This window comes from Paracoccus sp. R12_2 (genome assembly GCF_017744015.1).
Taxonomy (GTDB): domain Bacteria; phylum Pseudomonadota; class Alphaproteobacteria; order Rhodobacterales; family Rhodobacteraceae; genus Paracoccus.
Genome location: NZ_JAGHRA010000001.1, coordinates 64,984 through 87,030, shown reverse-complemented (window position 1 = coordinate 87,030; position 22,047 = coordinate 64,984). Strand labels below are relative to the sequence as shown.

General features: G+C 65.4%; 24 protein-coding genes and 1 tRNA gene. 10 read left to right on the top strand and 15 right to left on the bottom strand.

Annotated elements, in window-relative coordinates:
• The first annotated feature begins 71 nt into the window (after positions 1 to 71).
• The 5 genes from J7359_RS00420 to J7359_RS00400 all read left to right on the top strand — a co-directional run bounded on the left by J7359_RS00420 (position 72) and on the right by J7359_RS00400 (position 5,009).
• Entirely contained in the window at positions 72 to 1,214 is a 1,143-nt protein-coding gene (locus J7359_RS00420; protein WP_247740085.1) for an SPOR domain-containing protein, read from the top strand.
• Positions 1,214 to 2,194: a glycoside hydrolase family 3 N-terminal domain-containing protein gene (locus J7359_RS00415; RefSeq protein ID WP_209054559.1), complete on the top strand. Its 981-nt coding sequence runs from the start codon at positions 1,214 to 1,216 to the stop codon at positions 2,192 to 2,194. The genes J7359_RS00420 and J7359_RS00415 overlap by 1 nt, the downstream gene beginning before the upstream one ends.
• A 156-nt stretch (positions 2,195 to 2,350) precedes the next feature.
• Positions 2,351 to 3,109, top strand: a complete 759-nt coding sequence (locus tag J7359_RS00410) for a ScpA family protein (protein WP_348524320.1) — start codon at positions 2,351 to 2,353, stop codon at positions 3,107 to 3,109.
• Between the two features lie 25 nt (positions 3,110 to 3,134).
• The gene (gene scpB, locus J7359_RS00405) at positions 3,135 to 3,815 is read left to right on the top strand and encodes an SMC-Scp complex subunit ScpB (RefSeq protein ID WP_209054961.1); all 681 of its coding nucleotides are present in this window, start codon (positions 3,135 to 3,137) and stop codon (positions 3,813 to 3,815) included.
• 78 nt (positions 3,816 to 3,893) lie between these two features.
• Positions 3,894 to 5,009, top strand: a complete 1,116-nt coding sequence (locus J7359_RS00400; protein ID WP_209054558.1) for a class I SAM-dependent RNA methyltransferase — start codon at positions 3,894 to 3,896, stop codon at positions 5,007 to 5,009.
• A 24-nt stretch (positions 5,010 to 5,033) separates the two neighbouring features.
• Here the strand turns inward: J7359_RS00400 and J7359_RS00395 are convergent, their stop codons facing one another.
• From J7359_RS00395 to J7359_RS00365, 7 genes are all read right to left on the bottom strand, one after another.
• Complete coding sequence (locus J7359_RS00395; RefSeq protein ID WP_209054557.1) at positions 5,034 to 6,101, bottom strand: 2'-deoxycytidine 5'-triphosphate deaminase; 1,068 nt, start codon at positions 6,099 to 6,101, stop codon at positions 5,034 to 5,036.
• Between the two features lie 69 nt (positions 6,102 to 6,170).
• Positions 6,171 to 6,248, bottom strand: a tRNA-Pro gene (locus tag J7359_RS00390).
• A 75-nt stretch (positions 6,249 to 6,323) separates the two neighbouring features.
• The gene (locus tag J7359_RS00385; RefSeq protein ID WP_209054556.1) at positions 6,324 to 7,016 is read right to left on the bottom strand and encodes a MerR family transcriptional regulator; all 693 of its coding nucleotides are present in this window, start codon (positions 7,014 to 7,016) and stop codon (positions 6,324 to 6,326) included.
• Positions 7,017 to 7,031: 15 nt separating this feature from the next.
• Entirely contained in the window at positions 7,032 to 7,334 is a 303-nt protein-coding gene (gene ihfA / locus J7359_RS00380; protein ID WP_209054555.1) for an integration host factor subunit alpha, read from the bottom strand.
• A gap of 109 nt (positions 7,335 to 7,443) precedes the next feature.
• Entirely contained in the window at positions 7,444 to 8,529 is a 1,086-nt protein-coding gene (gene dctP / locus J7359_RS00375; protein WP_209054554.1) for a TRAP transporter substrate-binding protein DctP, read from the bottom strand.
• Positions 8,530 to 8,569: 40 nt separating this feature from the next.
• Positions 8,570 to 9,895 (bottom strand): TRAP transporter large permease subunit, encoded by a 1,326-nt coding sequence (locus J7359_RS00370; protein ID WP_209054553.1) that lies wholly within the window; start codon positions 9,893 to 9,895, stop codon positions 8,570 to 8,572.
• Positions 9,885 to 10,457: a TRAP transporter small permease subunit gene (locus J7359_RS00365; protein ID WP_209054552.1), complete on the bottom strand. Its 573-nt coding sequence runs from the start codon at positions 10,455 to 10,457 to the stop codon at positions 9,885 to 9,887. The genes J7359_RS00370 and J7359_RS00365 overlap by 11 nt, the downstream gene beginning before the upstream one ends.
• Before the next feature lie 111 nt (positions 10,458 to 10,568).
• Here J7359_RS00365 and J7359_RS00360 point away from each other — a divergent pair, with 111 nt between their 5' ends.
• Positions 10,569 to 10,844, top strand: coding sequence for a DksA/TraR family C4-type zinc finger protein (locus J7359_RS00360; RefSeq protein WP_209054551.1), 276 nt, complete (start codon positions 10,569 to 10,571; stop codon positions 10,842 to 10,844).
• A 9-nt stretch (positions 10,845 to 10,853) separates the two neighbouring features.
• Here J7359_RS00360 and J7359_RS00355 read toward each other — a convergent pair whose 3' ends face one another.
• From J7359_RS00355 to J7359_RS00340, 4 genes are all read right to left on the bottom strand, one after another.
• Positions 10,854 to 11,828, bottom strand: a complete 975-nt coding sequence (locus J7359_RS00355; RefSeq protein WP_209054550.1) for a beta-ketoacyl-ACP synthase III — start codon at positions 11,826 to 11,828, stop codon at positions 10,854 to 10,856.
• Positions 11,825 to 12,931, bottom strand: a complete 1,107-nt coding sequence (gene plsX / locus J7359_RS00350) for a phosphate acyltransferase PlsX (RefSeq protein WP_209054549.1) — start codon at positions 12,929 to 12,931, stop codon at positions 11,825 to 11,827. The genes J7359_RS00355 and plsX overlap by 4 nt, the downstream gene beginning before the upstream one ends.
• 22 nt (positions 12,932 to 12,953) lie before the next feature.
• Positions 12,954 to 13,160: a 50S ribosomal protein L32 gene (rpmF, locus tag J7359_RS00345; protein ID WP_209054548.1), complete on the bottom strand. Its 207-nt coding sequence runs from the start codon at positions 13,158 to 13,160 to the stop codon at positions 12,954 to 12,956.
• A gap of 235 nt (positions 13,161 to 13,395) precedes the next feature.
• Positions 13,396 to 13,941 (bottom strand): DUF177 domain-containing protein, encoded by a 546-nt coding sequence (locus J7359_RS00340; RefSeq protein WP_209054547.1) that lies wholly within the window; start codon positions 13,939 to 13,941, stop codon positions 13,396 to 13,398.
• 145 nt (positions 13,942 to 14,086) lie between these two features.
• Here J7359_RS00340 and bamE point away from each other — a divergent pair, with 145 nt between their 5' ends.
• Complete coding sequence (gene bamE / locus J7359_RS00335; protein WP_209054546.1) at positions 14,087 to 14,536, top strand: outer membrane protein assembly factor BamE; 450 nt, start codon at positions 14,087 to 14,089, stop codon at positions 14,534 to 14,536.
• A gap of 38 nt (positions 14,537 to 14,574) precedes the next feature.
• Here the strand turns inward: bamE and J7359_RS00330 are convergent, their stop codons facing one another.
• Entirely contained in the window at positions 14,575 to 15,573 is a 999-nt protein-coding gene (locus tag J7359_RS00330; protein ID WP_209054545.1) for a serine hydrolase, read from the bottom strand.
• Positions 15,574 to 15,692: 119 nt separating this feature from the next.
• Here J7359_RS00330 and J7359_RS00325 point away from each other — a divergent pair, with 119 nt between their 5' ends.
• The 3 genes from J7359_RS00325 (at position 15,693) to J7359_RS00315 (ending at position 18,700) form a co-directional block, all read left to right on the top strand.
• A complete protein-coding gene (locus tag J7359_RS00325; protein ID WP_209054544.1) occupies positions 15,693 to 16,424 on the top strand; it encodes a hypothetical protein in 732 nt (243 codons plus the stop codon).
• 50 nt (positions 16,425 to 16,474) lie between these two features.
• Entirely contained in the window at positions 16,475 to 17,167 is a 693-nt protein-coding gene (locus tag J7359_RS00320) for a CDP-alcohol phosphatidyltransferase family protein (RefSeq protein WP_209054543.1), read from the top strand.
• A gap of 63 nt (positions 17,168 to 17,230) precedes the next feature.
• Positions 17,231 to 18,700 (top strand): ABC transporter substrate-binding protein, encoded by a 1,470-nt coding sequence (locus J7359_RS00315; RefSeq protein WP_209054542.1) that lies wholly within the window; start codon positions 17,231 to 17,233, stop codon positions 18,698 to 18,700.
• A gap of 32 nt (positions 18,701 to 18,732) precedes the next feature.
• Here the strand turns inward: J7359_RS00315 and J7359_RS00310 are convergent, their stop codons facing one another.
• The 3 genes from J7359_RS00310 to J7359_RS00300 all read right to left on the bottom strand — a co-directional run bounded on the left by J7359_RS00310 (position 18,733) and on the right by J7359_RS00300 (position 22,045).
• A complete protein-coding gene (locus tag J7359_RS00310; RefSeq protein ID WP_209054541.1) occupies positions 18,733 to 18,912 on the bottom strand; it encodes a hypothetical protein in 180 nt (59 codons plus the stop codon).
• Between the two features lie 143 nt (positions 18,913 to 19,055).
• Positions 19,056 to 20,345, bottom strand: coding sequence for an L-fucose:H+ symporter permease (fucP, locus tag J7359_RS00305; protein ID WP_209054540.1), 1,290 nt, complete (start codon positions 20,343 to 20,345; stop codon positions 19,056 to 19,058).
• 152 nt (positions 20,346 to 20,497) lie between these two features.
• Entirely contained in the window at positions 20,498 to 22,045 is a 1,548-nt protein-coding gene (locus J7359_RS00300) for an alanine/glycine:cation symporter family protein (RefSeq protein WP_209054539.1), read from the bottom strand.
• Between the last annotated feature and the right edge of the window lie 2 nt (positions 22,046 to 22,047).

Here is a 22,047-nt window from a genome sequence, read left to right as displayed (position 1 = left end):
GCCGGACGAAAACGAGCAGTCAACGGTAAAACCGGGTCAACCGGCAGGCAGGCAGGCAGGCTATGGCAGTGATGGATTTCCGCGAAGGCGGCTATGTGTTCTCGCGTCACAAGGTGCGGCGCGAGTTCTCTTACGATCAGGGCGGCTGGGACGATCAGGGCCAGCCGCAGGATGACCGCCGGTTTGCGGCCGATCCAGATGGCGCCGATGGCTTTTCGGCACGAATCGCGCGGCTGACGCACTATCTTGGCGCGCTGGCGTCGGTCGGGCTGATGGTCGGGCTGATGGCATGGGGCTGGCAACTTGTCTCGCGCGACGTGTCGGGCGTGCCGGTCATCAAGGCGATCCAGGGCGAGGCGCGCACCACGCCCGATGATCCGGGCGGCGAACTGACCAGCTATACCGGCTATGCCGTTAATGGCGTGGCCGAAGGGGTAGAGCCGCAGCCAGCCGATCAGGTGGCGATCGCGCCCTCGGCGACCGATCTGACCGAAGAAGACGTGGCGATGGGCGAACTGGGCGCCACTGCGCGCGAGCCCGTGAACCCGTCCGAGACTCCGCTGAATTTCGACGGAGAGCCGATCACGCCGATGTCGGACAGCGAGGCCCGCGCCGTTGCCGAGGCCGAAGCCGCCGCCGAGGCCGCGCGACTGGCCATGCTGAACAGCAGCGTCGAGAACGCCGCGATCATCGACGCGCCCGCATCCGAGGGCCCGGTGAACGAGGTCGTGACCGACGAGAACGGTGCCCCGGCGCAGACGGACGCGATCACCGCCGCGCTGCTTGAGGCCCAGGCGACCGCGAATCCCGGCGTTCTGACCCAGTCTAACCGCCCCGCGCCGCGCCCGCGATCGACCCGCGTGGCATCCGCATCGACGACGGCCAGCGACGCGCGTCCCGCACCCGCTGCGGAAACCCGCCCGTCCGAGGCTTCTGCACCCGCACCGGCGCCCTCGGCGTCCTCTGCCAGCGGTCCGCTGGTTCAGATCGGCGCGTTCGACAGCAACGCCATCGCTTCGGGCGAATGGAACCGCCTGACCGGCAAGTTCGGTTCGTTGTTCTCGGGCAAGGGTCAGGTGATCCAGCAGCACAATGCCAATGGACGCAGCTTCTGGCGTCTGCGGGTCGCGGGATTCGGAAATATCAGCGAAGCGCGCCAGTTCTGCGCGGCGTTGAAATCCGGCGGCACGGACTGCCTCGCGCTGTCGCAGTAATGGCCTGCAACGCGACGATCCTTGGCGGGATCGCAGGCACCGTACTGACAGCTGCCGAGCGGGATTTCTTCCGGTCGGCCGATCCATGGGGGTTCATCCTGTTCGGGCGCAATGTCGATAACCCCGACCAGCTGCGCCGTCTGACGGGCGATCTGCGCGACGCGGTGGGCCGCGATGCGGTCATCACGATCGATCAGGAAGGCGGCAGGGTTCAGCGCCTGCGCGCGCCGCATTGGGCCGAATGGCCTGCGCCGCTGGATCAGGCCGGGGCAGGCGCACGCGCGATGTGGCTGCGCTACTATCTGATCGGGCGGGAATTGCGCGATGTGGGCATCGATTCCGATTGCGCCCCCACGCTGGACGTGGCGCAGCCCGACACCCACCCATTCCTGCACAATCGCTGTTTCGGCACCGATCCGCATACGGTCGCAAGTCTGGGCCGGGCTGCGGCCGAAGGGCTGCTGGCGGCGGGCGTGCTGCCGGTGATGAAGCACATGCCGGGCCATGGGCGGGCCATCGCGGACAGCCATCATGACCTGCCGACCGTGACGGTCGCGCCGGATGTGCTGGAGGATATGGATTTCCTGCCATTCCGGGCGCTGAACGACCTGCCGATGGGGATGACCGCGCATATCCGATTTACCGCGCTGGACGATGCGCCTGCCACGGCTTCGGCGCGGATGATCGCGCTGATCCGCGACCGGATCGGCTTTGACGGGCTGTTGATGACCGACGACATCACCATGAACGCCCTGTCGGGAACCGAGGCGGAACGCGCTGCCGCCTCGATCGCGGCGGGTTGCGATCTTGTGCTGCACTGCAACGGCACGATTTCCAGCATGGAGCCGGTTGTCGCGGCCGCCGGCACGCTAGGCGTTGATGCGCAGCGCCGCGCCGCCGCCGCGCTGGAACAGCGGCGGTCGCCGCAGGACCACGACCGCCTTGCCCTGCTGGACGAATGGCGTGGGCTGGTCGCCTGAGACGCAGCCCCGCTTGACTTGCCCTTGCCGAAGGCGGACGCTGACAGCCTGACCCGAAGTGGAGCAGTTGTGGCCAAAGATCCGACAGATGTTCCCTATCTGCGCGCCGTCCCGGACGCGCCGCCGCCCGCTGCGTCGGATTTCGACGCGGATTCGGTGGCTGCGCGGCGCGCGGAAGAGGCACTGATTGTCGATGTCGATGGTTACGAAGGTCCGCTGGACCTGCTTCTGACGCTGGCGCGCAGCCAGAAGGTCGATCTGATGAAGATCTCGGTCCTGCATCTGGCCGAGCAGTATCTTGTCTTCGTCGAACAGGCCCGCAAGTTGCGGATCGAACTGGCCGCCGACTATCTGGTCATGGCCGCTTGGCTGGCGTTCCTGAAGTCGCGTCTGTTGCTGCCGCCCGACCCCGAGGCAGAGGGACCATCGGCCGAGGATATGGCCGCGCATCTGGCGTTCCAGTTGGAACGGCTGGATGCGATGCGTCAGGCGGCGGCCCGGCTGATGGGGCGCGACAGGCTGGGCATCAGCCGTTTCCAGCGTGGCGCCCCCGAATCCGTCGCCCGCAAGCGCCGCACCGAATGGCAGGCCGGGCTGATCGACCTGATGCGGGCCTATGCGCGGCTGAAGACCAAGGACGAATTCCGCCCCTATGCATTTGACCGGCATGACGTGTTCAGCATGGAACAGGCCCTGGATCGGATGCGCCGGATGATCGGCTTTGCGGGCGACTGGACCGACCTGTCGGATTTTCTGCCAGATGGATGGGAGGGAGACGGCAAGCGTCGCCGTTCCGCCACCGCCGCGACCTTCGCCGCCTCGCTGGAGCTTGCGCGGCAGGGTCGGTTGGAGATACGCCAGTCCGACACATTCGCGCCGATCAGCTTCCGCCGCAAACCCACAGCCGACAACTGACGTGACCGATCTGACGCAAAACGACATGCCCGACCGGACAGATGGCGACGACGCATCGCCGTCGGCGCCGGATTTTCCGCCCCCGCCGATGGACCAGCAGGAACGGATGGTCGAGGCGATCCTGTTCGCCTCGGCACAGCCGGTTTCGGTGCGCGACCTGTCGGCGCGGCTGCCTGCGGGTTGCGATCCGGCCGAGGCGCTGGCGGCTTTGCGCCGCCGCTACGCGGATCGCGGTGTCACGGTCGAGAGGTTGGGCGACGGCTATGCGTTCCGCACCGCCTCGGACCTGTCGTTCCTGATGCAGACCGAAACGGTCGAACAGCGCCGCCTGTCGCGCGCTGCGGTCGAGACATTGGCCATCATCGCCTATCATCAGCCGGTCACGCGGGCCGAGATCGAGGAAATTCGCGGGGTGGCGGTCAGCCGTGGCACGCTGGACCAGTTGATCGAGATGGAGTGGGTCCGGATGGGCCGGCGCCGGATGACCCCGGGCCGCCCCGCGACATTTGTCGTCACCGAGGTGTTTCTGGATCATTTCGGCCTCGAATCGGCGCGCGATCTGCCGGGGCTTTCCGAACTGCGCGCCGCCGGGTTGCTGGAATCGCGGCCGCCCGCCGAAGGAATGGCCGTTCCTGTCGTCCCGGATGACGAAGATCAGGTCGGTGACGCCGAGGGGCCTGCCGACGATCTTTTCGAGGACGAATAGCCACGGCCCACGCGGTCTGCATCGGCGCCCGGCGGATGACCCTCGCCAAGCCTTGTCGAACCGGCTAGGGCTGCGCGGATGAGTGCAGAACAGTTCGACATATTCCTGGTCGCGACGCCGGGACTGGAAGCGCCGCTGGCGGCCGAAGCGCGCGAGTTTGGCTGGGCGGTCGAACCGCAGCCGGGCGGGGTGACGATCCGGGGCGGCTGGCAGGATGTCTGGCGCGCCAATTTGATGCTGCGCGGTGCGACGCGGGTTCTGGCGCGGGTGGGCAGTTTCCGGGCGCTGCATCTGGCGCAGCTGGACAAGCGTGCGCGAAAATTCCCATGGGCCGACGTTCTGCGCCCGGATCAACCGGTCAAGGTCGAGACCGTCTGCAAGGCAAGCCGCATCTATCACGCGGGCGCGGCGACGCAGCGGATCGAACGCGCCATCCGCGAGGAACTGGGCGCGCCGATCGCTGCGGATGCGCAAATCGTCGTGAAGGCGCGGATCGAGGATGATCTGGTAACGATAAGCGTCGATACCACCGGCGAATCGCTGCACAAGCGCGGCCACAAGCAGGCCGTCGCCAAGGCCCCCATGCGCGAGACGATGGCGGCGATGTTCCTGCGCGAAATGGGGTTCGATGGCCAGCAGACCGTGCTGGACCCGATGTGCGGATCGGGGACATTCGTCATCGAGGCGGCCGAGATCGCTGCCGGGCTGATCGCCGGGCGTGACCGCCATTTCGCCTTCCAGTTTCTTGCCAGTTTCGATGCGACGGGGTGGCGGGCGATCCGGGACGGGCAGGGCCGGGACAGCAAACCCGATCCTCGACCCATGTTCTTCGGAAGCGACCGGGACGCGGGCGCGATCCGCATGAGCCAGCAGAACGCCGAACGCGCGGGCGTTGCGGGCTGCACCCGGTTCGACTGCTGCGCGATCGCCGACCTGCAGCCGCCCGAAGCGCCTGCGGGCATCGTGATCGTGAACCCGCCCTATGGCGCGCGGATCGGCAACAAGGGGCCCCTGTTCGGGCTGCATGCCGCGCTTGGGCAGGTCTTGCGCGAACGATTCGCGGGATGGTCCGTGGGCATCGTGACCAGCGATCAGCAACTTGCCCGGGCGACGGGCCTGCCGTGGAAGCCGCCGGGACCGATCATCGCGCATGGCGGGTTGAAGGTCCGCCTGTGGCAGACAGGACCGCTGTAGCCCAGTGCGGCTGCGGCCGCGCGCTTACCGGAACTGCTTGGCCAGTTTCAGCCCCTGACCCTGATAGTTCGACCTGATCCCGGCACCATACAGCCGGTCGGGACGGGCGGACATGCGTTCATAGACCAGCCGGCCGACGACCTGACCGTGTTCCAGCACGAAGGGCGCCTCGTGGCAGCGCACCTCCAGCACGCCGCGCGCGCCGACACCCGCCTGTCCGATTCCGAAACCGGGATCGAAGAAGCCTGCGTAATGCACGCGAAACTCGCCGACCATCGCCAGGTAAGGCGCCATCTCGGCGGCGTAATCCGCAGGAATTGCAACGGATTCACGGCTGACAAGGATGTAGAACGCGCCGGGGTCCAGAATCAGCCGGCCCTGGGTGGTGCGCAACTCGTCCCAGAATTCGGCCGCCGGATATTCGCCGATCCGGTCCAGATCGATCACCCCGCTATGCGGGCGGGCGCGATAGCCGACAAGATCGCCGTCGGAAGGTTTCAGATCGACCGAAAAGCCAAGCCCATGGTCGATCAGCGCCGGACCGCCGACCAGCGGCTCACGCGCGTTCAGATCGCGCAATTCGTCGTCGGTCAGCACGGCCTGCCCCTGCCGCAGCCGAAGCTGGTTCAGACGCATGCCGGGGCGGACCAGCACCGAAAAGCTGCGCGGGCAGATCTCGGCATACAAGGGGCCATCATAGCCTTCGGGCAGGCGGTCGAACTCGGTTCCGTCATCGGTGACAAGCCGGGTCAGCAGGTCCAGCCGGCCGGTCGAGGATTTGGCGTTGGCCACCGCGGTCAGCCCGGCGGGCAGGGTCAGCCGTTCCATCAGCGGCACCAGATAGACGCAGCCGCGTTCCAGCACGGCACCGCCGGACAGGTCCATCTGATGCATCTGAAGATCGTCCAACCGGTCCGCGATCCGGCGGCCGCGTCCGGCCAGGAAACTGGCCCGCAGGCGATAGGCGGTCGTGCCAAGGCGCAGGTCAAGGCTGGCGGGTTGTATCTGTTCGGGAATGATCGCCGGATCGGCGCTGATCGCACCCTGATCGATCAGCTCGCGGATCTCGCTGTCAGGCAGGACACCGTTCATGCCTTCCTCCCCAAGCGGTCGGCGGATATGGAAACGCCCACCCCGCAAACGGGATGGGCGTTTTCGGAATGGTCGGGCCGGCGAGATTCGAACTCGCGGCCTTCCGTCCCCCAGACGGACGCGCTAACCAGGCTGCGCCACGGCCCGACGCCGGCCATATAGAGCGAAGCACGAGGGCTGCACAAGGGCCGCGAAGCGGAAATCTGCATCGGTCGCGGCGATCTAGTAATGCGAGGCGATCAGATCGCGCAAATCCGCAAGCCGGCGCGGCAACAGCGGCGGCGCGGTCGGGGCAGAGGGCAGATCCCGCAGCGCGGCGGCAAGCATGGCCAGCCGCGCCAGCCACGCCGATCCGCGATCGGACCCGTCCAGATCCGGGAACAGGGGCAGCGCGCGCTGATCCCCGCCATGGGCAGCGCGGCGGCGATGCCGCGAGCGGGGCGTGTGGGCGGCCATGTCCTGCGTCTCCTCGTCCAGATCAGTGTCGTCGTGATCGGCTGCGACCGTCCGGATGACCGGGTCGTTCGCGCGCGGCGCAGCCTGCCCGGCATCCTCGGCGGTCATCTGCTGCAAGGAATCATCGGACCCGCGGCCTGCCGCGCTGTCCGAGGCCATCGCCGCGATGTCCAGCCGGTCGCCAAGGCGTGCCAGCCCACGTGCGCGGATCGCGTCTCCGCGATCCCGCGACATCATCTTCTTCGCGCCCCGGATTGTCATTCCGTCGTCGCGCAGAACCTCGCACAGCCCGGCGACCAGACGCACATCGTCAGGGCGGTAATAGCGCCGGCCATCAGGACGCTTCATCGGTTTCAATTGCGGAAACTGCGTTTCCCAGTAACGCAGGACGTGGGGTGCGACGCCGATCAGCTTGGCGACTTCGCCAATGGATCTGAAAGCGTCAGCGCCCTTTTTCATGCCAGTCCAGCCATCTTACTGCTTGTTGCCGGCGGCCACGCGCTCTTTCATCAGATGCGATGGGCGGAAGGACAGCACCCGCCTTGGCTTGATCGGCACCTCTTGTCCTGTCTTGGGATTTCGGCCGATTCGCTCGTTCTTGTCGCGGACGCTGAACGTGCCGAACGACGAGATCTTCACCTGCTCGCCGCGCACCAGCGCGTCGGAAACATGTTCGAGGACGCTTTCGACCAACTGAGCGGACTCATGGCGCGAAAGCCCCACGTCGCGGAACACGGCTTCGGCCAGATCCATTCTGGTCAGGGTTTTTTCGCCCATGATCTTTCCTCTTTGGTGTCGGCAAGGATGTGACGGAATGTGATCCCTGTCAACGAGAAGGGCGGGGAAATCGTTCCCCGCCCGTGACTTGCATCAGGAAATGCGCGAATTACTGCGCACAGCCCTCGATCTTGGCAAGGTCGGGACCGTTCGGAGTGCGCCCCAGGTTGAAGGGGGCCGAGGCGTCTCGCCAGCTGGCATAGTCCTGCAGATAGCCGATCTGGCTGGCATAGACCTTGGCCGACAGCGGGTTCTCGCAGGCAACTTCCTCGATGGTCTGGTTGGCCATCGTCTGGATCTGTTCCAGCGCGGCGTCGTCCAGGCGGTTGATCTCGGTCCCGGCTTCCTTGAACTGCGCGAAGGCTTCGGTTGCGCGCTTTTCGGTGAAGGCCAGCGACCACAGCATGGTCGCGTCGGCGGCGGTCTCAAGCCGCGCCTGGGTCTCTTCGTCCAGCGCGTCCCAGGCAGCCTTGTTGATCATCACCCCGAAGACCGAGGATGACTGGTGCCAACCCGGCGTGGACCAGTATTTCGTGACCTGCTGGAAGCCGCCCGAGAAATCGACGTTCGGGGTCGAGAATTCGGCCCCGTCGATCACGCCGCGTTCCAGCGACTGATAGATCTCGCCGCCGGCCATGCTGACCTGGTTGCCGCCCAGCTTTTCCAGAAGCTTGCCCTGTTCAAGCCCCGACAGGCGCAGGCGCAGGCCATTCAGGTCCTCGATCGTCTTGATCGGCTTGTCCACGGTGCGGAAGCCGGATTCGTTGTTGGTGACGCCATAGGGCAGATAGACCATGCCGAACTTGCCATAGACCTCGTTATACAGGTCTGCACCGCCCCATTCCTGGATCCAGTTCACATAGTCCACGGCGTTGAACAGGCTGGCGGTGGTCGCCAGCGGCGAGAACGCGCTGTCGCGGCCTGCCCAGTAGCCCGGCCAGTCGGCACCGGCCTGAATGGTGCCCGATTCGACGGCACCGAACACCTCGCCCGCCGGAACCAGGCTGCCGCCTTCGTAGAATTCGATGGTCAGCTTGTCGTCGTCGACCAGGCTGTTGGCCAGTTCGACCCAGTGCTTGTCGATCTCGATCAGTTCCAGGCTGGACGGCCAGGTGCTGGTCATCGTCCAGTTTTCGGCCATGGCGGGCGCGGCGGTGGCCAGCGCCAGAACGGCGGTCGTCATCAGGTGTTTCATTGTTTTGCCTCCTCAGTGACTTTGAAATGCGAACGAAGGGTCAGCCGCCATACAGCGTCGTCGGCAGCCAGGTGACCAGACCGGGGAACAGGATGATCATCGCGCACATGACGATGATCAGCGCGATGAACGGCAGGACACCACGGATGATGTCGGTGGTCGACACCTCGGGCGGGGCGATGGCGCGCATGTAGAACAGCGCGTATCCGAATGGCGGCGACAGGAAGCTGGTCTGCAGCACCACGGCCATCAGCACGACGAACCACAGCGGCTCGATGCCCATTTCGCTGACCAGCGGCAGGAAGATCGGGAAGGACAGCAGCACGATCCCCGTCCAGTCCAGGAACATGCCCAGAATGAACACCACCAGCAGCATCACCGCGACCAGCGTATAGGGATCGTCGGCCAGCCCGCGGATCAGATCCTGGCTGGCGCGCAGGCCGCCGGTGATGTTGAAGACGCCGGTGAATGCGGTCGCGCCCACGACGATGAACAGGATCATCGCGCTGGTCCGCCCCGTTTCCAGCAATGCGGAATAGAAGGTTTTCCATTCGAACCGCCCGCGGATGATCACGATCAGCAGGGCAAGGACCGCGCCGATGGCGCTGGCTTCGGTCGCCGTGGCGATGCCTGCCAGCAGCGAACCAAGAATGCCAAGGATCAGGACCAGCGGCGGCACCGCCTCGACGATCAGCATGCGCCACATGGCGCCGCGGCTGATCTGTTCCTCGTCGGCGACGGGCGGGGCCCAGTCGGGCCGCAGCCACGCGATCACCGCGACATAGATCGCATACATGACGCCCAGCACAACGCCCGGCATCATCGCGCCGGCGAACAGTTGCCCGACCGACAAGCCCGGCGCATAGGACGCCATCAGGATCAGCATGATCGAGGGCGGGATCAGGATGCCCAGACAGCCCGACGCGGCGATCAGCCCCGTCGCCAGCCGCTTGTCATAGCCGTATTGCAGCATCGGGCGCAGCGCCATCATCCCCATGACGGTGATCGAGGCGCCGATGATCCCGGTCGTCGCCGCCAGCAGGATCGAGATGAACACGACCGCAAGCCCCAGCCCGCCGGTCACCCGCGCCATCAGGTGGCGCAGCGCCTCGAACATGCGGTCGGTCACGCCGCTGTCGGACAGGAACCGCGCCATCAGCACGAACAGCGGAATGGCGATCAGGACATAGTTGTCCAGAACGTCACCGAAGATCCGGTTGATGACGATGCCCAGCACCATCGGCTTTCCGGCGATGATCGCGCCAAGGACGGCGGTGCCGCCAAGCACCATGGCCAGCGGATGTCCCATGAACAGGCCCAGCAACAGCAGGCCCGACATGATCAGGGCAATCGATTCACCGGACATCCAGCGGCTCCATCGGTTCGAGGTGGTCGGCCTTGTTCAGAACCAGCTTCAGGAATTCGCTGGCGCCCTGGATCAGCAACAGGACCGCCGCGACGAACATCGCCATCTTCAGCGGATAGACGGGCAGTTGGACGGCGCCATAGGTCAGCTCGCCCTGCCCGTAGGAGGTCATCGCGAAGTCCCAGCTGCGCCGGGCAAAGACCCACGCGAAGGGAAAGAAGAAGATCACATAGCCTGCGGCCTCGACCCAGCGGCGGGCATTGCGCCCCAGCCGTTCGGTCACCAGATCGACCCGCACATGGGCCTGATGGCGCAGCGCATAGCCGCCCAGCATGATGAAATAGAAGCCATAAAGCTGCTTGGTCACATCAAAGGCCCACCTTGTCGGCTCGCCCATGAAATACCGCATGAAGACGTCATAGATGATGATTCCGGCAAAGACGATCGCGACGATCGACACGATCCGTCCGACGACCTCGTTGATGCCGTCGATCAGGCGAATGATCGGCAAGTTCTGGACCCTCCCGAAGGTCAGCGGTGCGCTTTCTGCACCTGCATTCATGGCGCAGTCTTTCCAACAGTTCGCGGGGTGTCAACTGAAACGCCCGGAACCTTTCGGATTTGAAACATGACGCTGCGGCACCTATCTTTGTGTCGCAAGCAGGAGAGGATCATGGCTGGTGGATGGGCCCGCGACGACGCGGTGAACGAACAGATCGAGGTCAGCACGGCCGAGGCGATTGCCCGCGCGCGTCAGCGTGCGGCACGCAACGCCCAAGTTGCCTCGGCCGAACATTGTGCCGAATGCGACGACCCCATCCCCGAGGCGCGTCGCCGCGCGATTCCGGGTGTTCAGCTGTGTGTTGCATGCCAGTCCGGTCGGGACAGGGCGCGCGCGCCGCTGACCGCGATCAATCGCCGCGCCAGCAAGGATTCGCAGTTGAAATAGCTTGCGCGCCTACCAGCGCAGGATCACCGATCCCCAGCTGAGCCCGCCCCCGATCGCCTCGGTCACGATGACGTCGCCGGGCTTGAACCGACCTTCGGCATCCGCCACCGCCAAGGCAAGCGGGATCGACGCGGCCGAGGTGTTGCCGTGATCCGCGACCGTCAGCACGACCTTCTCGATCGGCAGTCCCATCTTCTGGGCGGTGGCCCCGATGATCCGCAGATTCGCCTGGTGCGGCACCAGCCAATCGACCTGATCGGCGGTCAGCCCGGCCTTGTCCAGCGCCGTGTGCGCCGTCTTCGCCAGCTTGTCCACGGCGTGACGGAAGACCAGATTGCCCTGCATCCGCAGTTGACCGGCCGTGCCGGTGGTCGACACGCCGCCATCGACATACAGCAACTCGCGATAGCGGCCATCGCTGTTCAGGTCGCTGGACAGGATGCCGCGATCGTCGGACCCACCCGCACCTTCTTGCGCCTCCAGCACGACAGCGCCGGCGCCGTCGCCGAACAGCACGCAGGTCGAACGGTCGGTCCAGTCCATGATTCGCGAAAAGGTCTCGGCCCCGATCACCAGAACACGGTCGGCCTGTCCGGCGCGGATCATCGCATCGGCATTGGCAAGGGCGAAGACGAAACCGGCGCAGACCGCCTGCACATCGAATGCAAAGCCGCGCGACATGCCCAGACCCGCCTGAACCATCGTCGCGACGGCGGGAAAGGTGAAATCCGGGGTCGAGGTCGCCAGCACGATTCCGTCCAGATCGTCGGGTGTCAGGCCAGCGCGATCCAGCGCGGCGCGGGCAGCCCGCGTCGCCAGGTCGCTGGTCGTCTGCCCCTCGGCGGCGAAATGGCGCCGTTCGATCCCGGTGCGGGCCCGGATCCATTCGTCGCTGGTCTCCAGCTTGTCCTCGAACCAGCTGTTCTCGATGACCCGATCGGGCAGGTAATGGCCGGTGCCGACGATGACGGAGCGGCGGGTCAAGATGCGGTCTCCGCGTCGCCGCCCGCGGCGGCAGCGGCACCTTGCGCGACGCGCGCGGCAAGCCGGTCCTGGAACCCGGATTTGGCCAGCGTGAAGGCCAGTTTGATCGCCGCCGAAACGCCGGTTGCGTCGGCCGATCCGTGCGACTTGATGACCGTGCCGTTCAGACCCAGGAAGATGCCGCCATTCACGCGGCGCGGATCGATGCGTTTCTGCAGGCGCTTCAGGGATGTCATCGCCAGAACGGCGGCAAATTTGGACATGATGGAATTGGCGAAAGCTGCTCTCATGAATTCGCCGACCAGCTTGGCTGTCCCTTCGCCGGTCTTCAAGGCCACATTGCCGGTAAATCCGTCGGTGACGATCACATCGACGCGCGACGACGGCAGGTCGCCGCCCTCGACGAAGCCGACATAATCGAATCCGCCTTCGGCGGCTTGCGCGGCGATCAGGTCGTGGGCTTCCTTCAGTTCCGCACGGCCCTTGTGTTCCTCGGTGCCGACATTCAGCAGGCCGATCCGGGGCTGCGCGACGCCCAGCCCGTTGCGGGCATAGGACGATCCCATCAGCGCATATTGCAGCAGGTCACGCGCATCCGCGCGGATATCCGCGCCGACATCCAGCATGATGTTGAAGCCCTGCGGGTTCCGCGACGGCCACAGGCAGGCAATGGCGGGGCGGTCCACGCCCGGCAGCTTGCGAAGGCGCAGCATCGACAGCGCCATCAGCGCGCCGGTATTGCCGCAGCTGACCGCAGCCTCGGCCTCGCCATTGCGGACCGATTCGATTGCCGACCACATGGACGTGCCCGCGCCCTTGCGCACGATCTGGCTGGGCTTGTCCTCCATCGTCACGACGCCGTCGGCGTGGCGGATGTCGCAGCGGTCGGACAGATCGCGGCGTCGGCCGATCAGACGGCGCAACTCGGCCTCGTCGCCATGGACCACGAAGCGGATCTCGTTGTTCTTGCGCGCGCTTTCGGCCATGCCGGCGACGACGACGGCGGGACCACGGTCGCCGCCCATCGCGTCAACCGAAATCACCACGCAGCCCCGGTTCTCGGGGGCGCGCGGTTCCTGATTGGTCGCGGAATCGACGGTCATCGTGTGACGCTACGGGCCTGAATCAGGCCGCGTCGTCGTCCAGGTCGATCTCATTGGCCTGCGCGACCACTTCGCGGTCGGCATAATGACCGCAAGACGGGCAGACGTGGTGCGGGCGCTTCAGTTCGCCGCAGTTCGAGCATTCGTTGGGGTTACCGGCGACCAGGGCATCATGCGCGCGGCGCATGTTGCGCTTGGAGCGGGTTACGCGGTTCTGAGGGACAGCCATGTCACAACCTCGGTTAGGGGGTGCCGCATCGCGTGGACGCCGTGGCACCGTGTGTCTTGAATTCGCAAATGAACCGCGCAGATACGCGATGAAGCGACCGCCCGCAAGCCCCGGCAAGGCCAATCCCGCAATAATTGCGGCAGATCGGGCGACAGGGCCACAGCCCGCGGCAGCGGTCGGATCGGCAGATCGCCGAGCGACAAGCAGGTCGGCCGGCGGTCGCGGAAGCGGCAGGTCAGTCCCCGGGCTTGTCGCCGCCGATCAACCGGTCCAGCCCGGCGAAGGGGCGGCGGGTGTCGGGCGTGTCGTCCTCGATCACGTCGCCGGTCTGGTCCGCGCCCTCGGCACGCGGGTATTCGGGCAAGGCCAGGGCAAGTTCCTCGATCATGACTGCGGACAGGTCGATGAATTGCCCAAGCGGCTCCAGCGTCTCGTCCGGCATCTCGACCTCATCGCCTTCGGGTTCGCGCAGATGCGGCGAATAGTGGCGATGGACCTCATTCGTCAGATCGCTGCGCACCGGTTTCAGCGTCACCACGCAGGGTTGCACGACGCGGGCCGTCAAGCGGCCGCTCAGGGTCCAGGCATCGCCCCGCGCCGCGCGGACCTCGCCCTTGAAGGCAAGGCGGGGCAGGGCGTCGATGCCCAGTTCCTGCGCGATGGCCTGACGCGTCTCGGCGTCGGGCTGCAGGGCGAAGGGCGTGGCTGCGTTCGGGTTCAGATGCGCCACGCGCAGGCGGGTGGCCTGCGGCTGTTCTGGCTGCGGGGACGGGGCGGACATGACGGGCCTCGGATATTGTCGCGAAAAAAGATGTCGGCGGGATCAGGCGCAAGCCCCCGCCGAAGATGGATATTCTTGAGCGCGGTGCCCGAGTTTGCTAAGGCGGGCGGGCCGCGTCAACCGCCCGAGCAAAGGAAGAGCTTAAATGGCTGCAATCAGGAACCTTCTGATCCTGGCTTTCGTGGCCGTGTTGGGCCTTTCGGCGTGTTCGCCGGTCTATCGCAACCACGGCTATGTGCCACCGGACGAAAACTTGTCGCAGATCCAGATCGGCCAGACCAGCATGGCCGAACTGGAAGGCCTGATCGGGCGTCCCTCGACGCAGGGTCTGCTGACCGGATCAGGCTGGTATTATGTCGGGTCGCGGTGGCGGCACTATGGCGCCTACGAACCCGAAGAGATCAGCCGCGAAGTCGTGGCGGTGTCGTTCGATTCTGCCGGGCGGGTCAGCAATGTCGAACGCTTCGGCCTGGATCGCGGCCGTGTCGTGGTGCTGTCGCGCCGCGTGACCGAGGGCAGCGTGACCGAAGTGTCATTCATCCGCCAGATCCTTGGCAATCTGGGCAATTTCCAGGCTGGCGACTTCATCGACTGATCGGCTGCGGCCCGGCGACGGGGCGCAGGCACGCAACCCTAGCCCGCCTCGACGATCCGCATCGCCAGCCGGTGCAGGTCGTCGCGATATCCGCTGCGGGCCGAGGGCCGGTCGGGGTCCGACGTGATGGCGACGGCCATCGCCGGGGCGCCGCGGCCCGCCGGCAGGACATAGATCATCTGTCCGCCATAGCCCCAGCCATAGCGCAGGTCGCGCCCGGCCATCCGGGCGATGAACCAGCCATAGCCGTAACCCTGTCCGCTGAAGATCGACGAGGTGCGACGCCGCCAGCTTTCCGCGATCCAGCCCTTCGGCACCACCTGCCGTCCGCCTGCGCGCCCGCCTGTCGCATAGGCGGCCCCGAAGGCCAGCAGGGATCGCGTGCTCATCGCCATCTGGTTGCCGCCCAGATAGATGCCCTGCGGGTCGTGTTCCCAGCCGGTGATCCGGAAGCCCGGGATCGGGTCCAGCCAGTCGCGCGCCAGATCCAGCGTGGACCGGCCCGTGACGCGGGTCAGGATCGCCGACACCAGATGCGTCGATGCGGTGGAATACTGCATCCGCCCGCCCGGATCTTGCGTGAATGGCGCGGCCAGCGCCGCGCGCACCCAGTTCCCGCTGCTGACCCAGCGCCCGTAATTCGCGCCGGATTGCCGTTCCAGCCCCGCCTGCATCGACAGCAGGTTGCCAAGCGTCACACGCGACAGGCGCGGGTCGGGTTCGGCAGGCAGGTCCGATTCCAGCAGCGGCGCGATGGGCTGATTCGGCCCCTTCAGATATCCCTTGTCCACGGCGATGCCAGCCAGCGCCGAAATGATCGATTTCGAGGCGGACTTGATGTTCGTCGGACTGTCAGGGGTGTATTCGCCATAGCCGCGTGCCGCGATCTCGGCCCCGTCGCGCCAGACGGCGATGGCCCGCAACCGCTCCATCGCCGCGGCCTCGGACAGGATCGGGGACAGGCTGGCGCGCCCTATGTTGGGCACGGCCAGCAGGGGCGCCAGCGCAGCGCAGCGGATCAGGTTTCGACGTTGCATGGCGCAGAATATGGGGGCGGGCGCGGGTTGGCGGAAATCACGGCTGCGTCAGGGCGGGCTTGCTGGTCCCGTGCCGGGCGGATAGGCCGTGGCCACCAGCAGCCATCCGGGGATCGCCCATGACCGCGCTTGACGATCTTGCCGCCACGCCGTTTCACGACGCCGATGCGCCCCTGCGCGCGCGGATGTTGTCGCGCCTGGCGGATACCGAATTGTCCGTCGCGCTGACCGAAGAGCCGATCGGCGACCGGATCGAGCTGCGTCTTTTCCAATTGGAACACGGGCCTGTCGCGCTGGCCTGTGACACCGAGGATCGGCTGGCGGGGTTCTTTGGCGGGCCGGTGGCCTATGCGGCGTTGCCGGGCCGCGTGCTGGCCGGGCTGCTGCGAACGGAAGGGGCGGGGCTGCTGGTCAATCCCGGTCAACGGTCCGAGATGCTGCTGAACGCCGCGATGCTGGACTGGCTGTCGGGGGCGTTGTCCGCCGCACCACAGACCGATCAGGCGCGACTGCATCTGACCGGCCCCTTGCCCGGGACGGTCGAGGCGCTGGCCGAGCCTTTGGGCGCGCGGCTGGCCGACATGCGCGGACTGATTGCGGGCGCCTGGCTGGCCGGGGTGGACGGCGCAACGTCGCATCTGCTGGTGATCGCGGGCGCAGCCCCGGAACATCAGGACGCCATCGCAAAGGCCCTGTCCGAGACGCTGGCCTTTCTGCCGCCGCAGCCGGGCGGGGTCGATATCAGCTTTTCGGATGCGGCCCCGGTGCCCGGCGCGCTGCGCTTCGATCCAGGCGCGGCCGAAGCGCCGGTGTTACCCAAACGCCAGAACGGCCCGCCCATCCTGCGCTGAAGGTTCCTGCGCGTGTTGCGCAGCCGTCACCGACCTGACACAACGGGTGGATGCAGCTGCGTCACAAGGCCCTGTCCGTCCATCTTCTGACCGCCACCGGCGCGGTGCTGTCCATGCTGGCGATGCTGGCGGCGGTCAAGGAAGAATGGTCGCTGATGTTCCTGTGGCTGGTCCTTGCCTTTGTTGTTGACGGCATCGACGGACCTCTGGCCCGGCGATACGACGTCAAGAAGAACTGGTCGAACTACGATGGCGTCCTGATGGACCTGATCATCGACTATCTGACCTATGTGTTCATCCCGGCCTTCGCGCTGTTCCAGTCGGGCCTGCTGGACGGCTGGACCGGATGGTTCGCGATCATCGTCATCACCTATGGCAGCGTCGTCTATTTCGCCGACACGCGGATGAAGACCACCGACAATTCCTTCGCGGGGTTTCCGGGCTGCTGGAACATGGTTGTGCTGGTGCTGTTTGCAACCAAGCCGCACTGGATCGTCATCCTGCTGATCGTGGTCGCGCTGACCGTGGCGATGTTCACGAACATCAAGTTCATCCACCCGGTCCGCACCGAACGCTGGCGTGCGATATCGCTGCCGGTCGCGGTCTTGTGGGTGATCTTCGCCGGCCGCGCTGCGTGGGTTGATTTTCACCCCTCAAGCTGGGCGATCTGGGGGCTGGTTGCGACATCGCTGTGGCTTTTGCTGGCCGGTCCGGCACAGCAATTGATGCGCAGACGCGGCTGATGCTTGCCTGACGGTCCTTTCCGTCCGATGATCCGGCGCAAACAGGGATCAGGGGGCGGTGGAATGCCGGACATGCTGAAATCATCCGTGGTGGCGCTTGCCTTGATGGCGGGGACGGCCTCGGCGCAGGACGCGATCACACTGGGCATGGTGCTGGAGCCACCGAACCTGGACCCGACCGGCGGCGCGGCAGCGGCCATCGACGAGGTCGTCTATGGCAATGTGTTCGAGGGGCTGACCAGGTTCGGCCCCGACGGGTCGATCCTGCCCGCGCTGGCGGAAAGCTGGGATGTCGAACAGGACGGCCGCGTCTATATCTTCCATCTGCGGGACGGGGTGACCTTCCATGACGGCAGCGCGTTCGACGCCGACGACGTGATCTTCACGCTGGATCGCGCGCGGGCCGAGGATTCGACCAATGCCCAAAAAACGCTGTTCGAGGGGATCGAAAGCGTCGCCGCGGTGGACCCGCAGACCGTCAGGGTGACGTTGACGGCACCGGACGGGAACTTCCCGTTCAAGATGGCCTGGGGCGACGCGGTGATGGTCGATCCCGCCAGTGCCGACGATCTGGCCAGCAACCCCGTGGGCACGGGACCGTTCAGATTCGACCGTCTGGTGCAGGGCGACCGTGTGGTTCTGTCTGCCTATGACGGCTACTGGGGCGAAGCGCCTGCGTTGAAAAGCGCGACGTTCCGCTTCATCAGCGACCCGACGGCGGCCTTTGCGGCGATGATGGCGGGCGATGTCGATGCCTTCCCGAACTTCCCGGCCCCCGAGACGCTGCCGCAGCTTGAGGCCGATCCGCGCTTCAAGGTGATCGTCGGCACGACCGAGGGCGAAACGATCCTGGCGATGAACAACACAAGGCCGCCGCTGGACAATATCAAGATCCGCCAGGCGATCGCACATGCGGTCAACCGGCAGGACATCATCGACGGCGCGATGTTCGGCTATGGCACGCCCATCGGCAGCCATTTCGCACCGCATCATCCCGATTACGTCGACCTGACCGCGACCTCGGCCCATGATCCCGAACTGTCGAAAAAGCTGCTGGAAGAAGCGGGCGTGGGGCCGGTCAGGCTGCGTCTGGCGCTGCCCCCGCCCAGCTATGCGCGGCGCGGGGGCGAGATCGTTGCGGCGCAGCTGCGCGCGGTCGGGATCGAGACCGAGATCACCAATATGGAATGGGCACAGTGGCTGGAAACGGTCTTCAAGGGTGGCGATTTCGATCTGACCATCGTCAGCCATACCGAGCCTCTGGACGTCGATATCTATGCCCGTCCCGACTACTATTTCCATTATGCCAAGCCGGATTTCGTAGCCCTGATGGATCAGTTGAACCAAGCCGTCAGCCCCGATCAGCGCAGCGCGCTATACAGGCAGGCGCAACAGATGATCGCGGATGATTTCGTCAACGCGTTCCTGTTTCAGCTTGCCAAGACCGGCGTGGCGGATGCCCGGATCGAGGGGCTTTGGGAAAACGCACCGACGCAGGCGAACGACCTGACAACCGTTCGCTGGACGGATTAGGGCGGGGAGGGACGCGCCCCCCAAGACCGCGGTCAGGCGATGCGGTTGGCGTGACGAATGAACGGAAGGCCGAACCAGCCCGCGCCCTTCGGCACGGCGTTCCGCGCGGCGATCTGGTGCGGCAGAAGGCCGATTGATCCGCCTTCATCCTGGGTGTTGCGGATCATCCGCTGTCCGACCGGGCTGGCATAGATCGCGTAATATCCAAGCATCGCGAGTCTCCTTTGTTTGGTCCTCCCGATACCCACCATCTTGGACCGGCCGTCCCGCAAGACAAGCGACGATCCTGAAACCCCGCCCTGCGGCAGGTGCATGGCGCAAAAAAAAGCAAGACAGATCATTCCGTTTTCCGGTGCTAGCCCGGCGTCGGGCCAACACGAGTCTTCGCCTTCAGGTCGAAAAGCCCATAGCCCGCCACGACCAGAAAGCAGGCCGCCGGCACGATATAGGACAGCGCCGCGCCCTGTGCGTCCAGAACCGCGCCGTGAACCAGCGGCATCAATGCGCCGCCAAGGATCGCCATGACCAGACCGGCGGCGCCGAACTTGGTATCCTCGCCCAGCCCATGCAGCGCGATGCCGTAGATGGTCGGGAACATCAGCGACAGGCAGGCAGACAGCATGACAACCGCCCAGATTCCCGCGACATTGGGGCTTGAGACCGCGAACAGGCACAGCCCGGTGCCGGCCAGCGCCATGATCGTCAGCAATGCCGCGGGGCGCAGAAAGCCCATCAGCCAGACCATCACGAAACGCGAGATCAGGAACACGATCAGGCTGGCCTGCAGATACCAGCCGGCCTGCGCCTCGGTTCCGCCGGTGGCGGCCAGCACATACTGGATGGTGAAGGTCCATGTGCAGGTCTGCGCGGCGACGTTGAAGAACTGCGCGACCACGCCCAGAACATAGTGGCGGTTGCGCATCAGCCGGCGCAGCGTGGCGGCGAAATGCACCTCGTGACCGGGTTCCAGTTCGACCTCGGCCTCGGTCGGCATCCGCATCAGGGCGATTGCGACCCAGATCGCCAGCAGCACGAAGGCAAAACCGACATACGGCACCATCACTGCCTGCAGTTCGGATTGCTGGACCGCGCGCAACGCCTCGGGCGCCATCGCGGCGCGATCCTCGGCGCTGGCGGTATTCAGCTTGGGCAGGATCAGCGTGGCGGCCAGCAGCACACCGATATTCGTGCCCACCGGATTGAAGGCCTGGGCGAAGTTCAGGCGGCGGGTTGCGTTCTCCTCCGGTCCCATCGCGATCACGAACGGGTTGGCCGATGTCTCAAGGATCGACAGCCCGCCCGCCAGCAGGAACAGCGCCATCAGGAAGAACCCGAAGGTCATCGCCTGTGCGGCGGGATAGAACATGAACGCCCCGCAGATCGCACAGCCAAGTCCGACCAGAACGCCGGTCTTGTACGAGAAGCGCCGGTTGATGAAGGCGGCGGGCAGGGCCAGCAGGAAATAGGCGCCGTAATAGGAAAACTGCACGAATGACGCCTGCAGCGTGCTCATCGAGAAGATCCGGGAAAACACCTGCACCAGCGGATCGGTCATGTTGGCCGCGACGCCCCATGCGGCAAAGCAGGTGACCAGCAGGATGAAGGGCATGCGCATGCCTGCGTGCACGAAGCGGCGTTCGGTCATTTTCTGTTCCCCTGGATCAATACCCCGATCAATTCAGACATATTGGCACGGTGGCGTGCCGACCGCCATCGCTGGCCGAGCCCAAGGTATCAAAAGGGGCGGGCGCATCGCTGCGCCCGCCCGAATGCTTCGTATCTTTCCCCTGGTCCGGATCAGACGAATTTCTTGATCTCGCCGGAACGCAGTCGCGTCATGTAGCTGTTCATCTCGGCCTTGACGACGGGCATCAGCACATACAGCGCGATGATGTTGACGACCGCCATGGCGAAGATCGCCGCGTCCGAGAAGTCGATGACAGGGCCAAGGCTGGCGGCCGCGCCGATCCAGGTGAACACGCAGAAGATGACCTTGAAGACCAGTTCCTTGGTCTGGCCTTCGCCAAACAGGAAGGTCCAGGCCTTCAGCCCGTAATAGCTCCACGACAGCATGGTCGAGAAGGCAAACAGGATCACCGCGATGGCAAGGATGTAACGGAACCATCCGAAGGTCTCGCTGAACGCCGCCGAGGTGAGGGCTACACCACTATTGCCGCTGACGGTCTGGATCGCGGTGCCGGCTTCGTTCAGGACGAACATGCCGGTTTCGGGATCGGTGACCAGCTGGCCGGTGATGATGATGACCAGCGCCGTCATGGTGCAGATCACGACGGTGTCGATGAACGGCTCCAGCAGTGACACGAAGCCTTCGGTGATCGGCTCCTTGGTTCGCACGGCGCTGTGCGCGATGGCGGCCGAACCCACGCCCGCCTCGTTCGAGAATGCGGCGCGGCGGAAGCCCTGGATGAGCGCGCCGATTGCCCCGCCCACGGCTCCGTCCCACGTGAAGGCACCACGGAAGATCTGACCGAATGCGTCGCCGATCTGGTTGAAATGCATCAGAATGATGATCAGGGCGGTCACCACGTACAGCACGCCCATGAAGGGCACGACCTTTTCGGTGACCTTGGCAATCGACTTCAGTCCACCCACGATGACGGCGAAGACCACCACGGCAAAGACCAGACCGGTGATCCAGCCCGGAAAGTCACCAAAGACATTGGCGATCTGGGCATGCGCCTGATTGGACTGGAACATGTTCCCGCCGCCGAAGCTGCCCAGGATGCAGAAGATCGCGAACATCACGGCAAGGAACTTGCCTCCGCCCACACCCCGTTCGGCAAAGCCCTTGGTCATGTAATACATCGGGCCGCCCGACACGGTGCCGTCTGCATATTCGTTGCGGTACTTCACCCCAAGCGTACATTCGGTGAATTTCGACGCCATGCCCATCAGGCCGGCGAGAATCATCCAGAACGTCGCGCCCGGCCCGCCGATGCCGACCGCGACCGCGACGCCCGCGATGTTGCCCAGGCCGACCGTTCCGGACAGGGCGGTGGCCAGAGCCTGGAAGTGGCTGACCTCACCCGCATCGTTGGGGTCGGAATAGTCGCCCTTCACCAAGGCGATCGAATGCGCGAATGCGCGGAACTGCACGAAGCCGAAATAGATGGTGAAGATCGTGGCCGCCAGAACCAGCCAGCCGACGATCCAGGGAAAATTCGTGCCCGGAAAGTTCGAGAAGATGAGGCTGACAAACCAGCCGGTCCCACCTTCGAAGACGGTATTTACCATTTCGTCCAGGCTTTGGGAAAAGGCCGGTGCCGCGCTGACGAGGCTGCCGAGGAACGCAGCCGCGCCCAGGCGTTTTGCATGATTGGTCATGT